Source organism: Rothia nasimurium, from assembly GCF_928391935.1.
Classification (GTDB): Bacteria; Actinomycetota; Actinomycetes; order Actinomycetales; family Micrococcaceae; genus Rothia; species Rothia nasimurium_D.
In genome coordinates this window covers 49,469-65,812 of sequence record NZ_CAKMTD010000009.1, presented here as the reverse complement: position 1 = coordinate 65,812, position 16,344 = coordinate 49,469, and the positions used below count along the sequence as shown (strand labels likewise).

Genomic DNA, 16,344 nt, shown 5'->3' with positions numbered 1-16,344 from the left:
GGCCGGTGTCGGCGCTCGCTGGCTTTCGTGTATATCCTTGCCCCGGCCCCTGCTTCAGTTTTCCAGGCTCATACAGGGGGTGGGGCCTTTATCCAGTTGGGGCCGGTGTCGGCTCTCGCTGGCTTTCGTGTATATCTTCTGCCCCGGCCCCTGCTGTAGTTTTCGTTGTCCAGACGCTACAGGGGACGGGGCACATCTCTTATTGGGGCCGGGCGGTTAGTCCCCGGCGAACAAGCTCAGGTGGTAGGACGAGAGGTTTCCCGAATCATCACGCCCCGGCGCGATAACCCCCGCGTCCTCTAAGGCCGTGTAATCGTCCTCAGATAACAACGCGTCCTCCAGGTGCTCCACAGGGGTGTAATCGCACTCGTACTCCCGGGCTGAGAAGATAACGAGGTACTGGGCGAACAGGTGCGCGGCAACATCTGCCCAGTTCTCTGAGTCTGTTTTGACGGCGTACTCTTCGATACGGTCGGCAGCTTCCAGCAGGTGAGCCGCTGCGTTCACCGGGCGGTCACGGTCTGTCAGCGCGTCCATACGGTCAATCACCTGATGAAGCATTTTCAGGTACTCGCTCACCGCCTCCCCGGTCAGGTACATAGGCGCATGAACGGTGTAGGTTGCGGTCACAGTGTTGGTGTCCCGGTCATGGTGCAGCTCGCTTTCAAAGTTCCCCGGTACCTTATCGGCGGCTAGGGTGTACTGCTCGTAGTAGTCGCTCTCTTCTGCTGCGGGCCGGGCTTCGAGGGTGCCCCGGTGGATATTCAGGGCTAGGGACTCAAAGAGGGGGCGCGGCACCTCTAGGGCTATCTGCTGCGGGATAAACACGCCGCCGTCCGGGTGAACCTCATAAGCAAGGTAGCTGGTTGTGGGTTCGGTGCCTGCGAGCGCGGTTAGGTTGTCGAGGGTGTCAGGGGTCAGGGCTGTGGTGGTCATTTTGGGGTTCTCCTTAATTAGTTGCTGGCTTCGGGTTCGTCCAACTGGGCCTAGGCGACTTATACGGCGTTCGCCTGCTCGCCTGCGGTGCGGGACTCTTTCAGGGCCTTGAGTATCTGGGCCGCGTCCTGGCTCTTGCCGGGTTTCAGCTCCCACACCCGCACCGTCCCACCAGTGCGAGGGGACTGCACCCAACCCGCAAAAGCTGGGCGAGCTACGGCCCTTATCTCTGGTTGCTTCATCACCGCGCCCCAATAAAAGCGGCTGGGCGGCTCTAAGCCCACGGTGTGCAGGTGGTCAGCTGTCAGAGGTTCGCCACTGAGCAACTTTTCTAGGGCGGCTATTTTCATTTCGCGGAACCAGCGGGCCGCATAGGTGTCGGCTGCGGTGCTGGTGGGAGTATCACGGGTAAGGGTCATAGGCCGGGTGTCCTTTCTAGTAGTCGGCGTTAGCGGTGATGATGTGCTGGGCTAGAACCTGCTCCACATGCTCCCGGTCGTAGAGAACGTGGCTCCCTATGCGGTGGTAGTCGAACATGAACTTTTTGTGTCGCCACTGGGCTAGGGTGCCCTTTGGTATTCCGGTGAGTTCGTGCAGCTGGTCGGGGGAGTAGAACCGGGCGGTGTCTGCCCTGCGGGTGGGCCTTTTACGGCGGGACTGTTGAGCCGGGGGGTCTGCGAGCGCGGCTAGATGTGCAACGGCGGGCATTATCGAGCGCCCCCGTCCTGAATAGAGCCAGAGGTCAGGGCAGAGAAGCGCACCTGACAGGCGGGGCACACCTCATAGAGCGGATAACCGGCCACGGTCACAGCGTCACCGTTCGGGACAGAAGCCCAGCTACCAGCCGGGGCGCTCTCACCACAAAGGGCCGGGGCAAACGGCGCTTTAGGGCTGTAGTAGTGCAACAGACGGCGCGGGCCGGGTGGCTCTTCAAGTAGGCCGGTGAAGATGTGCGGGCCGGTGATAGACTGAGTAACGCTAGGCATGACGGGCTTTCTTCCTTTCGTGTTTCTGGTTGCCGCGCTCGCTTTTGGTCGAGCTGGTAGCGCGGTCTTTTTCTTCCTGCCCCGGCTGCTCTTTGGTGAGCGGTCGGGGCAATTCTTTTAAGCGGTGGCCGTCTGCTGGGCTGCTGCGGCACGGCGGGCGGTTTCTTTCTCTACCTGTTCCCGCTCCCAGCGCTCTACATCTTCGAGCCGATAGCGGATATTGCGGCCCACCTTGAATGACGGGGGCAAGTCGCCGCCCTTGCTGCGGCGAGTGGTGATTGCTGAAACTGTTACCCCTAGGCGTTGAGCAAGGGCAGGGGTGTCCAGGTTTGGGGTGTTCGGGTTGTGGGCCATAATTGCTTTCACCTCATGTTACAAAGTCCATAACATTCTGTATCTATTCACAACATACATGACGTTTGCATTGTGTGCAAGAGGTTGTAACCTGGTGGTATGGATAGGGAAGATTTTGCAGCACGAACAGGTGAGCGCATACGAGCTTTAAGGCAGTCAAAAGACTGGTCGCAGAATGAGCTTGCCAGGCGGCTAAATGACGTGGCCGGTGGGGACGGGAGCGCTTTTCATGCAATGACAATAAAGCGGATAGAAGAGGGCAAGCGCTCTCTCAAATTTGATGAAGCGGTTATGCTGTCTCAGCTTTTTGGTATTAACGTAACCCGCTTGCAGGGAGCTTTCTACGAAAGTGGCTATGTTGAGGACTTGGAAAACGCCTTACTAGTCTTAACCTCTAGAGCTAACGAGATTTCAAACGGCCTGCATGAGTATCTAAGCGCATATTGGGCGGCGAGATATTTGTATACGTCTGCCAGAGACTCCAGATTAAAAGTACCTACCCTTACAGCGCTTTCACTGAAAAGCCATGAGATTTCTGAGGTTCTTGCCCAGGCGGGGCGGCGTTGGTTTGAAGCGGGCGAGAACTACGCGCTTGTAGATAGCGGCGCAGTGAACCTTGATGACATATCCCAGATAACAGAGGCGGAACTGCTAGAACTGCTATGGGGCGTTCGTGCTGTGGGGCGTGATAGCCAGCTGTTTCCCCCTCTTGTTTCAGAAACAAACTCGCATGAGGGGCCAGAGGTGTAATCATGGCTTCGATTCATAAATACCTAGCAGAGGGGAAAGGCACAGAGCGGCAGCGCACCCGGTGGCGCGTCTACTACAAGAACGACAAAGACAAGTGGACGAGCAAGGCAGGGTTCAAGACCAAGGCAGAAGCCCAACAGTTCATGAGCGGTGTTGAGGTCGCCGTTTCTCGCAACGAGTATGTGACCCCCTCAGACTCCCGCGCCAAGGTAGGCGAACTGGCCCCGGCGTGGCTGAGTAAAAAAGAAACTGCGCTCGCCGCTAGCTCCTACCGCAAACTAGAATCAGCGTGGCGTATTCATGTGGCCCCCGTGTGGGGTGATCGCGTCCTAAAAACTATCCTCCCTACAGAGGTTGAGATGTGGGTATCAGACCTGCAAAACGGCACCACGACAACCGGGCGGCCAGCGGTGGGCGCGTCTATCACGATACGGTGTCATGAGATTCTGGCCGGGGTTCTAGATGACGCGGTGAAAGACAAGCGACTACTCACCAACCCGGCCCGGGGTGTGAAGCTCCCGCGAAAACAGCCACGGCGAAACGTCTACCTAACCCATGAGGAAGTAGCGGCCCTTGCAAAACATGCTGAGTATCCTGAACTCGTCTATGTGCTGGCCTATACCGGCATACGGTGGGGCGAAGCTGTGGGGCTACAGGTAAAACATGTGGACTTCGAGCGGTGCCGGTTGAGTATTGAACGCAACCTAGTTGAGGACGGTGGACGCTACGAGGATAAGGCCCCTAAAAGCGGTAAAGCGCGGCTGGTGCCATTCCCCCAATTCATTGCCCCCCATCTGCGGGCAGCGTGTAAGGACAAGGTGGGAGAGGCTAGTGTGTTCACCCATAAGCACGGCGGCGGGTATCTAAAGCACCCCCACAGTTATAACGGCTGGTTCGTCCGCGCTCTGGCTGCGGCAGGTGTTGAGAAGAAGATTACCCCGCACGATTTGCGGCACTCTGCTGCGTCTTTCGCGGTGGCTTCGGGTGCGCCGGTGCCCCTGGTTCAAAGAATGTTGGGGCACAAGTCTGCGGCTATGACCCTTGATGTGTACGCGGACTTGTTCGAGGAACAGGTGGATAGCGTGGCGGACGCTATGGACGCGGCTTATAGGGCGGCTGCGGCCCCGGGTGGCCTTGGTCTTTCTTGACAAAAATCTGACAAAAATAGGCACCAAAATGCAGTAATTTTGTGTAAACCCTTGCAATCATTATTCCTAGTCAGGGCAGTTTATTGGGGTCTGACTAGGGGGCTTACAGGGGTTCAAGTCCCCCCTTGCGCACAGTGGAGAAAAACCCGTTTCCCCTAGTGAGAGCTAGAGGGGGCGGGTTTTTTCGTGCCTGAAAACGGCCCCGCCACGTAAATACCGGGTTATAGGACAAAAAGTGTGTCCCACCCCGGGAGATGTTCTTGGGCGAGCAGGTGCTGGCCGGCATGTGGACGGCCCAGCCGGGGCGGGGTAGGCTTGTTGACCGGACACAAACGGTTGCCCCCACAACCGCCCCCACCAGGAAACACACACATGAAAACTTCATACACCTCTTTGAAAAAAGCAGCAGCCCTACTGGTAGCCCTCCCCCTAGCTACCCTCGGCCTCACCGTCCTGCCCGAGGCAGACGCTGCCCCCGCCCCCGTCCTGAACGCCACCAGCGCCCCCGGCAGCTACACCGAACAAAACATCGCCAACCAGCTCATCGACGGGGCCAAAAGCAACCGGATCCCAGCCCTGACCAACCTCGGTAAGGGCGTCCTCGTGGCCGCCTGGGACTCCCGCCCCAACGGGGCCATCGACGCCCCCAACCCCAACTCCGTCGTCATGCGCCGCTCCACCGACAATGGCGCTACCTGGGGGCCCGTCACCTACATTGCCCGCGGCCAGCTAGCCACCGCCACCAGCCCCCGATACGGCTACTCAGACCCCTCCTTCGTCTACGACCGTGAAACCGGCACCCTCTTCGCCTTCCTGGTCTACTCCCAGGACGCCGGATACGTCAGCAGCACCTACGGCAACTCCACCGCCACCGACCGCACCATCATCGGTGCCGTCATCACCCAATCCACCGACGGCGGCCTCACCTGGAGCGCCCCCCGCGACATCACCCCCATCGCCAAACCCGGCAGCAACAAAACCAACCCCCAACCCGGGGACGTCCGCGGCATGTTTGCCACCTCCGGCGAAGGAATCCAGCTACGCTACGGCACCCACAAGGGCCGCCTGATCCAGCAGTTCACCGGCAGGGTCAAACAGGCCGACGGCACCGAAACCACCCAGGCCTACGCCCTCTACTCCGACGACCACGGCACCACCTGGAAACGCGGCGCCTACACCGGCACAAAAATGGACGAAAACAAGGTCGTAGAGCTCTCCGACGGCCGGGTCATGCTCAACTCCCGCGATGCCACCTTCTCAGGAGCCCGCAAAACCGCCATCTCCACCGACGGCGGCGTCACCTACGGCCCGGTAACCCTCGACACCGAACTCGCCGACCCCAAAAACAACGCCTCCATCTTCCGCATGTACCCCGACGCCCCCGCCGGAAGCGCCGACGCCAAAAAACTCATCTTCACCAACACCAACAACAAGGCCAACACCGACCGCGTCAACCTCACCGCCCGCGTCTCCTGCGACAACGGGGAAACCTGGCCCGGAATCCGCCAAATCCGCAGCGGCACCGCAGCCTACTCCAGCGGAACCGCCCTCGGCAACGGACGCTACGGCGTCCTCTACGAGGTCAACTATGGGGCAGACATCCGCTACGCCACCTTCGACACCACCTGGCTCAACACCGTCTGCGCCCCCATGACAGCCCCCGCCATCAGCTACGGGGCCAACCAGAGCACCCAAACCGTGCCCGTCACCATCACCAACCAAGAAGCCACCCCCATCAGCGGCACCCTCACCATCAACGACGCCGCAGGCTTCACCGCACCGACCGTTCCCGTCCCCACCATCGCCCCGGGCAGCAGCGCCACCGTTAAAATCCAGGTCAGCGCCAGCTCAACCATGACCCAGGGGGAAGCTGAAGCAGTCTTCACCGCCACCGACGGCAAACAATCCCGCGCCCTGATCCCCGCAACCCGCACGAGCCAGGACGTCCCCTTCGCCGTCACCATCAGCGATGGCACCGCCCCCGCCCGCAACATCACCACCAACCCCTACCGGGTCGGCGACAAGCTTACCTACACCTTCCGCGTCACTAACACGACCGGCGAAACCGTGGACGTCATCCCTCGCGAGAGCACCTTCGACACCGGCTTCCTCACCACCAGCACCGCCAACTGCCGCTGGCGCGGACTGGACTCCGGGGCCCGCTACACCTGCCGCACCGCCACCCACACCATCACCCAGGCCGACCTCGACCGCGGCTACTTCTACCCCCGCTTGATAATGGAGGCAGTATCCACCCTGGACCGCACCAAGGTCGGAACAAGCACCTACGAGGGTGAACCCATCAAACTCAAAGAGGTTACCGGCCCCATCACCGTCACCGGTTACCACACCAACCCCGCCACTAACTACGCACCCGGTGACCGGATCAGCTACAGCTTCACCATCGCCAACACCGGCTCTAGAGCCTTCACAGTCACCCCGGTAGAGGGAAGCCTTGAAACCGGCTTCTTCACGACGTCCTCCCCCAACTGCCGCTGGCGCGGGCTGGCCGCCGGGGCCCGCTACACCTGCCGTACCGCCACCCACACCATCACCCAGGCCGACCTCGACCGCGGCTACTTCCAGCCCTCAGCCACCTTTGAAACCAGCGGCTCAGGAACCCCGGTGCGCGTCACCCTTGAGGGGCAAAGAATCCCCCTGCCCTAACCCCGGCTGGCCAGCAACCAGCCCACGAAAAACGCCGCCCCTCTCACAAGGAGAGGGGCGGCGTGCGTCCTCAGACCAGAAAAACCTAGTGGTGCTTCTTGCCGGGCAGGAAATGAACAGCGGTTGCAATAACGCCACCCCAAATCAGGCCCACCACCATAGAGCAGAAGGTATTGACCAGCCAGGTCACAAAACCACCCAGGTGCTCAACATAGTGCTCCAGATGGTGAACAAAGGCGTACGGTGCAGTCCACCAGTGCATGTCATACAGGCCCACCAGAATAATGTGGCCACCCACCCAGAGCATGGCGAAAGTACCCACCACAGAAATCACGTTCATCACCACAGGCATGGCCTTGACCAAGCCCAGGCCGAACTTCTGAGCCCCGGCAGATTCCCGACGGGCCATCGCCAGGCCAATATCATCCATCTTGACCAGCAGGCCCACAGCCCCGTACACCAGCACGGTGATACCGATACCCACCACGGCCAGGATGATAGCCCGCGACCAGAAACCCTCAGAGGCAACCTCATTCAGGGCAATCACCATGATTTCGGCACTCAAAATGAAGTCGGTACGAACAGCCCCAGAGACTACCTTCTTCTCGGCGTCCTCACCCTCAATCACAGCCGGGGTGTCATGCTCCTCGTGCTTGTTCTTGGAGAACAGCTCCAGGACCTTCTCGGCCCCCTCAAAGCAGAGGTAGGTGCCGCCCAGCATGAGCAGGGGGGTCAGCATCCAGGGCAGGTACTGGCTCAGCAGCAGGGCCGCCGGCAGGATGAAAAGCAGCTTATTCCGCAGGGAGCCCACCGCAATTTTCTTAATGATGGGAAGTTCCCGCTTGGGCTCAATACCCTGAACATACTGGGGGGTGACGGCAGCGTCGTCCACGACCACACCGGCAGCCTTGACGCTCGCCCGGCCTGCCGCAGCCGCAATATCATCAGTACTTGCCGCTGCCAGCTTGGCTAGAGCCGCAACGTCATCCAGTAGAGCCGCTAAACCACCGGCCATAGAAATCTCCTCAAGGAAAAGGGTTGTGTTTCTTCCTAAGAATACTGCCCCCGCCCCTCTCTGGCGCGTAGACCCCGCGCACACTTTGGCAGGCGGGGTCTAAGGCGGGGCTCAGGGAGGTGAGGACGGGGGCCGGGGCGGCTTAGGCGGTGACCTCGGCGGTGACCTCGGCGGTGTCGAAGGTTGAGGTATCAATGACCACGCGGAACTGGACGTCCCCGGCCACAACACGCTCGTAGGCGGCGTCCACCTCGTCCACCCCAATCTTTTCAATGACTGCCGCAATGCCGTGCTCAGCGCAGAAGTCCAGCATCTCCTGGGTCTCGGGAATACCGCCGATGTTGTTACCGGTCAGGACCTTACCGCCACCAATCAGACGGTTCATGTGGATCTCCAGGGCCTCCGGGGGCAGGCCCACCACGGAGAGAATCCCTCGGGGCTTGAGCAGGGTCAGGTAAGAATCCAGGTCAATCGGGGCTGAAATAGTATTGAGGATCAGGTCAAACTCACCCCGGTGGGCCTCAAAGAAGCCCTCCTCGGTGGTGGCCAGGGTGCGGACGGCACCCAGCTGGGCGGCGGCGTCCGCCTTCTTTAGGCTGCGGGAAAGCACCGTGACCTCAGCGCCCATGGCGGCAGCGATCTGCACGCCCATGTGCCCCAGGCCGCCCAGGCCCATGACGGCTACCTTCATACCGGGCTTCACGCCCCAGCGGGCCAGGGGCGAGTAGGTGGTGATACCGGCGCACAGCAGGGGAGCGGCCACATCAAACTCCAAGGCGTCCGGAATCCGCACCACAAAGTTCTCATTGACGGTAATTTTCTGCGAGTACCCGCCCTGGGTGACGGTGCCGTCACGGTCCAGGGAATTGTAGGTGCCCACCGCCCCGTTCAGGCAGTTATTCTCAAAACCGGCGGCGCACTGCTCACACTCCCGGCAGGAATTGACCAGGCAGCCAACACCCACGCGGTCACCCACAGCGAACTTGGTGACAGCCGAGCCAACAGCCTCCACCGTGCCCGCAATCTCATGGCCCACCGCCAGGGGGAACTTAGCCGGGCCCCACTCGTTATGAATCGTGTGAAGATCAGAATGGCAGATACCTGCCGCCTCAATCTTAATCACCACATCATCTTCACGCGGGTCACGGCGCTCAATCTCAGTGACCTTGAAATGCTGGTCGGGGCCAAACTTCTGCAGGGCCTTGACGGTGTAGCTCACTGGTTTCTCCTCGGGTTCATAGGGGTCTGTGTACCCCCTACTCTACGCCTGATCGCTCCTTGCGGTCAGCCCGCAGTCGCAGCCAGTAGGCCACCGGGCCCACCACCGGCACAAAAAGCGTAAACAGCAGCCACTTGAGCTTCTGAACCTCAGTCAGGTGGGCCTGACGGTGAATCGTCAACACACAGTACAGGGCCAAACCCAAGGACACGAAAAGCACCGGGTAAAAAAACCAGCCAAACAAGGACGTCGACGCCCCACCCGCCTGTCCCGCCTCAGCAAGGAGGACAGCTGCGTCCGAAGCCACTGAACCCGAGAAAAGAAAAGTCATACCTACCATCCTAAGCGAGGACGAACAAGGGCGGGTGCCCCTCCAGCACAGGAGGGGCACCCGCCCTCTAACAATGAGCTAACTAGCCTATATGCGCTACCGGCTATGCCTTGCGGCGACGGGCAACCAAGGCCAGGCCACCAGCAACCAGGGCCAGCGCACCGGCACCAGCAACCACACCTATAGCAGTACCGGTCTCAGCCAGGTGAAGGGGGCCACGGGTAGAAGAGCCAGAGGAAGCAGAAATCTTGCTGCCATCCTCAGCCTTATTGGTGTAGTTGGGATCAGACTCGCAACCCACACCATTGTTATTAGCGTCCAGGCCCTGATGGAAGCCCTTCTCATCAGACTTAATGGGTCGGCCCAAATCCTCCCAGACAGCCGCACAGTTCTTGTACTCAAAGGGGGTAGCGGACGCGCTAGGGGCAGCTACCGCAGACTCAGACGGGGCACCAGTAGGCTCGGCAGTCGCACCCGCTGAAGGCTCAACAGTCGGCTCAGCAGAAGGAGCCGCAGTGGGCTCAGCAGTCGGTGTTGCAGTAGGCTCAGCAGTCGCAGCAGCACCGGTGAACTCAGCGCTCAGACGAACAACAGTGCCAGTGTTACCGCTAGGATCAACCAGAGTAATCTCATGCTGGCCGTTAGCAATACCCTGACCAGCCAGGTCCAGAGAAACCGCAGCCACGCCGTCCTTCACCTCAACGGTGCCAACCTCAACCTCGCCAACCTTCACGGTCAGAGAAGCCAAGGCAGGAGCGCCGAAGCTCTTGACGTTCAAATCAGACAGGGTGAAAGCCAAGGTGCCGTTCACATCGTAGGACGGAGCCAAATCAGCAACCCGCACCGCCTGCTTGGCGTAGTTAGGCTTAACCACCTGGGCATCACGGAAATAAGTGATGAAAGCGTCGGAATCAACCAGGGCGGTGTCCTTAGCGTTAGCGCCCTGAGCCAGGGTGCCGAAATTATCGCCACCACCCAGCAGGAAGCTAGGAATCGCCACCGTGAAGGTATCGGTATCAGCGACCTTCTTGCCGTTCACGAAGACGTCCCTGATATTAGAGCCCCGGGTAGCGTGACCCTCAGCATCAGCAGAACCAGTGTAGGTGTAGGTGACATTCGACGAGAACCCCAGCTGTAGGTAGGGGCGGGAAGCAATCTCACCGCTTGAAGTAACCTGCCACTGCTCCTCCAAAACAGCCTTAAGCTGGGCACCGGTCAGTTCAGTAGTCCACAGGTTATTAGCGAAGGGGGCGGTGTTGACGATATCCATTACCCGCACGTTTTTATTAGCCGCCAAATCGAGGCTGGTGCGCAGGCCACCAGGCAGCTCATCGCGCAGACCACCGGGGTTCACAATACCAATATCAGCAGGAGTACGGCCGGTTGAATTAGCTGCAGCCAGGTACATGTCAGCCACCAGGTGGCCCAAGGTGGACTCAAAATTACGGTTATCGAAACCACCCTGGGACTCCTTCGCAGAATCCCAACCAGTAGTAATAGGGCCGGTAATCTCACCAACCACAACAGAACCCTGCTCAGTTGCATACGCATTAGCATCGTTAACGATGGTGTTAACCTTAGCCAACACGGGATCAGCCGCAATCTGCTCATCGGTCGGGGCACTCATACGGGGCACCAGAGACGAGGTGTAGGCAGTAACCTCACCGTTTGCGTCCACGGTCAACTGCACCTTACCCAGGTTATTACCGTAGTTACCGGTCTGCACAACCGGGCGGGTCTTGCCGGGCTGGCCGGGAACAGCGCCGTCCAGGGTGTACTCAGCGTGGGTGTGGCCGGTGAAAATCACGTCAACAGCGGCACTGGTCTTGCTGACAAGCGCATCAGAGGCCGGATTCGCCGTATCAACACCCTCGTGGTACTCAGCGATAATCACATCAGCTTCACCATTGGTAGCGTCACCATCAGACAGCTGCGCGGCGTACTTATTCACAGCCTCCACCGGATCGGTGAAAGTTACTGACGCCAGCTGGGAGGGATCAGTCAGCTGCGGGGTTTCGGTGGTCACGGCACCAATCACAGCAACGGTGACACCGTCAACCTCAGTGGTGTAATAGGGCTGCAGGGCCGGGGTGCCGTCAGCCTTGACGACGTTCGCACCCAGGTAAGCGAAAGAAGAGCCAGGAATAATGCGGTTGGTCAGGTCGTCCAAACCAGCATCGAACTCATGGTTACCGACGGCGCTCGCAGCCAACCCCAAAGCGTTCAGGTAAGCCAGGGTGGGGGCGTCCTTCTGCACACTTGAGACATACAGGGAAGCACCGACGTTATCGCCCGCTGACAACAGCAAAGACCCACCGGGGGCAGCAGCGCGTTCAGTTTGAATGGTGTTAGCCAGGCCCATAGCAATGCTGGATGAAATGCGGCCGTGGAAGTCATTGATGTTCAGGAGGGTCAGCGTGGTGGACCCGGCTGCGCCAGCCCCGGGAATAGGGGCGACGACGAGAGCCAGGACGGTGGCACCGGTTGCGGTAATACCCGCAAGACGGCGTGACAGGGGAGTGGTCATGCTCGTTCTTTCGTGTGTACTGATGGGGCGTTCCACACACCAGAATATCCCGTCAGGGTGGCCCTTGGCTTTCTTTACAGTGACTTTGAGGTGAAAGATTCCCGCCGGTAAGGGGCGGTACTTAGTCCCACCGGTAGGTGCTGAGACACCTACTTCTGGGGCTAACTACCTACATTCAGGACGGCGGTCAGCTTGGCTTCTACTGCCTCAATGAGGTCAGCCAGGGTGGTGATGTAGTACTTTTCAGCCAGGGTCACCGCGTTTTCACCCGGCAGCCCCCCGGTGGAGAAGGAACCCAACCCAAATGAACTCCCGGCAGGTGCCGGGGCCGGGGCGGCGCCGTCCTGCCCCAGGGTGCCCAAGGCGTTCCCGGCGCTGAACGTGCCACCAAACTGAGGGGCCGCTGAGGCCTCCCGGGTTAGGGTGTAGCCGTAGGCGGTGGTGTCTGCGTAGCTGATGTTGAGGACGTACTCGACCTGCACCCCGTCCTCTGTGCGCTCTAGCGAGAGGTCGGCGTCGTCGAGGAACTCCCCGTCAAGCTCTAAACCGCCGTTGTATTCGAGGGCCCACCCGAACTTACGGGCCAGGGCAAAAGCGGTTTCCTTGATCTGGGTGTTCTGGGGGTCGATAGCCATGATTCTCCTCGGACGCCGGGTATACCCCTCTACTGTACCCGCCCCACACAACCGGCATATCCGGAACATGTTCCGGAAACCTTCATATGTAACGGCAAAGCCCACACATATGAAGGTTTCCGGCACATAAGCGCCGGGGCTGTTAAAAGCGAAATGGAGGCCGGCCCTTCCCAGGGGGCCTACCTCCATTTCAAAACGCTACCCACACCCCTGCGGGTAGCTATCAGAGACGAAATAAAAATTGAAACACACTCATACTCTGAAAATCGCAGGCCAACAACCCAAACTTTGTTGCACCTGCTCTGTATAGTATGCCAGTTTAGGCTGAGAAATTTCTATGCGAGAGCAGCTCCAGGGCTGGGTATTTGGGCATGTCATCTCACCCTTTCGCGAAGAACCCCACCTTGACCTGCATAAACAGGGAGGTGGGGTTCTTTGAATGAATATTCAGAAAATTGTTGGAAAAAACTAGACTAGGCCAGTTCGTCCAAGTCGGCAGACTCAGGAACCTTCACCCGGGTATCCATGTTCAGAGTCTCCCCCCGGAAGAAGGGCTTGAACTCCTTCTGCCCCATCAGCAGGGCCATCAGGCCGAAGCCAATCACGAAGGAGGCCACCGCCGTCACAAAGACACCACTGGTGCCCAGCATCTGGGTGTAACCGTACTCAGGGTCAGCCATGTTGTAGAGCGAAATAACCAAAATAGCGGTCATCATAATACCGCCCGTTGCCGGAATGACAAGGCGGAACACCACATTGCGGGCGCTCGTGAAAATATCGCCCCGGTAGTACTTGATGCAGGCGAAGGACGTCACCGCGTAGTACAGGGCCACAGCCACACTGGCCGCCTCAATCGTATCGGCCAGCATATTTTCGCTGATATAGGTCATGCCCGCGTAGAAAAGAGCCGAGCAGACACCCATATAAACAGTGGAGGTCCTAGGGGTCTTGAACTTGGGGTGAACGTCGCCAAACTTAGCCGGGATTGACTTATAAATCGCCATAGCGAAAATACCGCGGGAGGACGGCAGGATCGTAGTCTGGCAGGTCGCCAGGGCAGACACAGCCACCGCCAGAATAATAACCCAACCCCAGGAGCCCAAGGCGGCGTCCTTAAAGGGGGTGAAGACGTCGTCCGAATTATCGGGATTAGCCAGGCCAATCCCACCCGAACCGGCACCTGCATACATTAGGGCCACCACGGTCACAAACACATAGGTGACCACCAAAATAGAGCTAGAAAGGACGGCCGCGCGGCCCGGGGTGCGGTGCGGATCCTTGGTTTCCTCGGCAATCGCCAGGCAGGTATCCCAGCCCCAGTAGATGAAAATAGCAATCAGCACGGCCTGAATCATGCCGTCAAAACTCGCCTCAAAGGGGTTAAACCAGCTGGCCTCAAACTCAAAGCCGGTTACAGCCCCCGACGCCAGGGAGTTAAAAACGCCCAGCGCCAGCAGCACAATCGCCACGTACTGAATACCGACCAGCAGCCATTGGGTTAGCGAACCAGCCTCAATATTGCGGTAGGAAATCCAGGTGGTTAGGGCAATCACCAGAACCCCGGTTGCCACAATAACGTGCTTGTTGTGGGCCAGGTCGTCCTGCCCCAGCAGCAACCAGAAATAGATCGCCGCAATCTGGGTCTGATTAGCCATAGCAATCACACCCGCCACAATAACGCCCCAGCCAGAAATCCAGCCGGTCTTCGGCCCAAAAGCCTTAGCGCCCCAGGTGAAGACCGTACCCGAATCCGGCACCGCCTCATTCAACTCCTTATAGGAGAGGGCCGTCAACAACATAGGAATAAAACCCAAAATCAGGGCGATAGGGGCTTGGTAGCCCACGGCTATGACAATAAAGCCGATTGAGGCAGCCAGTGAATACATGGGGGCGGTTGACGCTACCCCGATGACGGTTGAAGAAGCCAGCCCCAGGCGCCCTTCGGCGAGGCCTTTGTGGCGGAAGTCGTTGGTCATTGTCGCTAAAGATCATCCTCTGCGGTGAGGCGCTCGCGCCCCTTCGGCGCCCCGGCCCAGGGGAGGGGGGCGCAGATTGAGTGGCAGGGGGCAGCTAGAGCACCTCGGGTGGTGGTTAAGAACAGCTTTCAGTATAGGCCTGCCTTTCCTCTGCATGAAAAAGGACGCCCCCGCCCTGACTGTGAGAAGCCGGGGCGGGGGCGTCCTGGAAGTATTTCTACCTGAAGGGTAGGGGTTACTTACCGCGGGCGGCACGCTTTTCAGCCTGCTCGCGGTCGAAATCCTCCCAGTAGGAGCGCTGGGTCAGCTCGTCGGTGCCGTCCCAGGCGTCCAGGTTCTTGATTTCGGGTAGGTCGGCGGCCTGGAAAACCGGTTCGAGGCCGGCCTTGCGCTGGGCCTCGTAGTTGCGGAGCACCTTCATCACCTGCGGCATGAGCAGGCAGACAGCTGCCAGGTTGACGATGACCATGCCGCCGTTGAGTAGGTCGGCCAGGTTCCACAGCAGGTCGATGGAGGCAATAGCACCGAAGAACACGAACAGGATCACGATGGCGCGGAAGATGTTCATGGGCAGGTGCTTCTCGGTGACGAACCGGATGTTGGACTCACCGTAGTAGTAGTTGCCGATGATGGAGGAGAAGGCGAAGAGGGCGATAGCTACGGTCAGGAAGTGAACCGCCCAGGGGCCCAGCTGGCTTGAGAGCGCAACCTGGGTGAGGGTACCTGCGGAGCTCTTGTCGCCGTAGGGGACGTCGCCGGCTACCAGCACGATGAAGGCGGTAACGGAGCAGACCAGCATGGTGTCGAAGTAGACACCCAGAGCCTGCACGAAGCCCTGCTTGGCGGGGTGGGAGACGGACGCAGTCGCACCGGCGTTGGGGGCGGTACCCATACCTGCCTCGTTGGAGAGCAGGCCGCGGCGCATACCCTGGGTGATGACGCCGATCAGGGTACCGGTGACGAATTCACGGATGCCGAAGGCACCTGCGAAGATGTCTGCCAGGACGCCGGGGATAGCACCCAGGTTCATGACGACGATAATCAGGCCCAGGATCAGGTAGAGCACGGCCATGAAGGGCACCATGATTTCGGTGACGGAGGAGATGGTGCGGATGCCGCCGAAGATGATGAAGGCTGAAATCACTGCGATGACAACGCCGATGGCGACGCGGAAGCCCATGGCGCTGGGGTCTGAGGCGTCAATGCCGAAGGAGGTGGCGGTTGCGCCGACGATAGCGTTGGTTTGTACGGCGACGAAGACGAAGGCGTAGGTGATGACGATGAAGGCGACGAAGATGAGGCCTAGCCAGCGGGCGTTCAGGCCGCGTGACATGTAGTAGGCGGGGCCGCCGATGTAGGAGTCTTCACCCTTGCGCTTGTAGAGCTGGCCGAGCAGGGATTCTGCGAAGGCGGATGCGGCGCCGACGGAGGCGATAACCCACATCCAGAAGACGGCGCCGGGGCCGCCCATGGTGATGGCCATGGCGACGCCAACGATGTTGCCGACGCCGACGCGGGAGGCGGCGGAGACGGTGAAGGCGCGGAAGGCGGAGATGCTCTTCTTGCCGTTGTACTCGGTGCCTGCCGGGTCCTTGAGGGTGCGGAACATTTCGCCGATGAGGCGGAACTGGACGCCGCGGGTGGCGATGGTGATGCCTAGGCCTACGGCTACCAGGGCGTACATGAGGAAGTTGGCCCAGAGGAAGTCTGAGATGCCGGTGACGATCTCGGTTGCCCCGGCGGTGGATTCGTTAATCCAGTGCACTGCGTTGAGCAGAAAATCCATGCGTGCTCCAAATC

General features: G+C 59.6%; 15 protein-coding genes. 3 read left to right on the top strand and 12 right to left on the bottom strand.

The features are described from left to right. Nucleotides 1–216: 216 nt before the first annotated feature. The 5 genes from L7A15_RS09095 to L7A15_RS09075 form a co-directional block, all read right to left on the bottom strand. Nucleotides 217–936, bottom strand: coding sequence for a hypothetical protein (locus tag L7A15_RS09095; RefSeq protein ID WP_237212451.1), 720 nt, complete (start codon nt 934–936; stop codon nt 217–219). 59 nt (nt 937–995) lie between these two features. Then, the gene (locus tag L7A15_RS09090) at nt 996–1,355 is read right to left on the bottom strand and encodes a hypothetical protein (protein WP_237212449.1); all 360 of its coding nucleotides are present in this window, start codon (nt 1,353–1,355) and stop codon (nt 996–998) included. A 16-nt stretch (nt 1,356–1,371) separates the two neighbouring features. Further along, nucleotides 1,372–1,644 carry a hypothetical protein gene (locus tag L7A15_RS09085; RefSeq protein ID WP_237212447.1) on the bottom strand — a complete coding sequence of 91 codons (273 nt, stop codon included), beginning with the start codon at nt 1,642–1,644 and terminating at the stop codon, nt 1,372–1,374. Then, nucleotides 1,644–1,922: a hypothetical protein gene (locus L7A15_RS09080; protein WP_237212445.1), complete on the bottom strand. Its 279-nt coding sequence runs from the start codon at nt 1,920–1,922 to the stop codon at nt 1,644–1,646. Before L7A15_RS09080 ends, L7A15_RS09085 begins: the two co-directional genes overlap by 1 nt. A 117-nt stretch (nt 1,923–2,039) precedes the next feature. Further along, nucleotides 2,040–2,276: a helix-turn-helix transcriptional regulator gene (locus L7A15_RS09075; RefSeq protein ID WP_237212443.1), complete on the bottom strand. Its 237-nt coding sequence runs from the start codon at nt 2,274–2,276 to the stop codon at nt 2,040–2,042. A gap of 99 nt (nt 2,277–2,375) precedes the next feature. Here L7A15_RS09075 and L7A15_RS09070 point away from each other — a divergent pair, with 99 nt between their 5' ends. From L7A15_RS09070 to L7A15_RS09060, 3 genes are all read left to right on the top strand, one after another. After that, nucleotides 2,376–3,026 carry a helix-turn-helix domain-containing protein gene (locus L7A15_RS09070; RefSeq protein WP_237212441.1) on the top strand — a complete coding sequence of 217 codons (651 nt, stop codon included), beginning with the start codon at nt 2,376–2,378 and terminating at the stop codon, nt 3,024–3,026. Nucleotides 3,027–3,028: 2 nt separating this feature from the next. After that, nucleotides 3,029–4,174, top strand: a complete 1,146-nt coding sequence (locus L7A15_RS09065) for a tyrosine-type recombinase/integrase (protein ID WP_237212439.1) — start codon at nt 3,029–3,031, stop codon at nt 4,172–4,174. A gap of 372 nt (nt 4,175–4,546) precedes the next feature. Then, nucleotides 4,547–6,841: an exo-alpha-sialidase gene (locus L7A15_RS09060; RefSeq protein WP_237208426.1), complete on the top strand. Its 2,295-nt coding sequence runs from the start codon at nt 4,547–4,549 to the stop codon at nt 6,839–6,841. A gap of 85 nt (nt 6,842–6,926) precedes the next feature. Here L7A15_RS09060 and L7A15_RS09055 read toward each other — a convergent pair whose 3' ends face one another. The 7 genes from L7A15_RS09055 to L7A15_RS09025 form a co-directional block, all read right to left on the bottom strand. Further along, nucleotides 6,927–7,856, bottom strand: a complete 930-nt coding sequence (locus tag L7A15_RS09055) for a DUF808 domain-containing protein (protein WP_237208427.1) — start codon at nt 7,854–7,856, stop codon at nt 6,927–6,929. Nucleotides 7,857–7,998: 142 nt separating this feature from the next. Further along, nucleotides 7,999–9,075 (bottom strand): NAD(P)-dependent alcohol dehydrogenase, encoded by a 1,077-nt coding sequence (locus L7A15_RS09050; protein ID WP_237208428.1) that lies wholly within the window; start codon nt 9,073–9,075, stop codon nt 7,999–8,001. 37 nt (nt 9,076–9,112) lie between these two features. After that, nucleotides 9,113–9,406, bottom strand: a complete 294-nt coding sequence (locus tag L7A15_RS09045; RefSeq protein ID WP_237201405.1) for a PLDc N-terminal domain-containing protein — start codon at nt 9,404–9,406, stop codon at nt 9,113–9,115. Between the two features lie 103 nt (nt 9,407–9,509). Beyond that, on the bottom strand, nt 9,510–11,933 hold the full coding sequence (locus L7A15_RS09040) for a 5'-nucleotidase C-terminal domain-containing protein (RefSeq protein WP_237208429.1): 2,424 nt from the start codon (nt 11,931–11,933) through the stop codon (nt 9,510–9,512). Nucleotides 11,934–12,094: 161 nt separating this feature from the next. Then, nucleotides 12,095–12,568: a hypothetical protein gene (locus L7A15_RS09035; RefSeq protein WP_237208430.1), complete on the bottom strand. Its 474-nt coding sequence runs from the start codon at nt 12,566–12,568 to the stop codon at nt 12,095–12,097. A 473-nt stretch (nt 12,569–13,041) separates the two neighbouring features. Further along, the gene (locus L7A15_RS09030) at nt 13,042–14,544 is read right to left on the bottom strand and encodes an APC family permease (protein WP_237208431.1); all 1,503 of its coding nucleotides are present in this window, start codon (nt 14,542–14,544) and stop codon (nt 13,042–13,044) included. 235 nt (nt 14,545–14,779) lie between these two features. Beyond that, complete coding sequence (locus L7A15_RS09025) at nt 14,780–16,330, bottom strand: alanine/glycine:cation symporter family protein (protein WP_237208432.1); 1,551 nt, start codon at nt 16,328–16,330, stop codon at nt 14,780–14,782. Between the last annotated feature and the right edge of the window lie 14 nt (nt 16,331–16,344).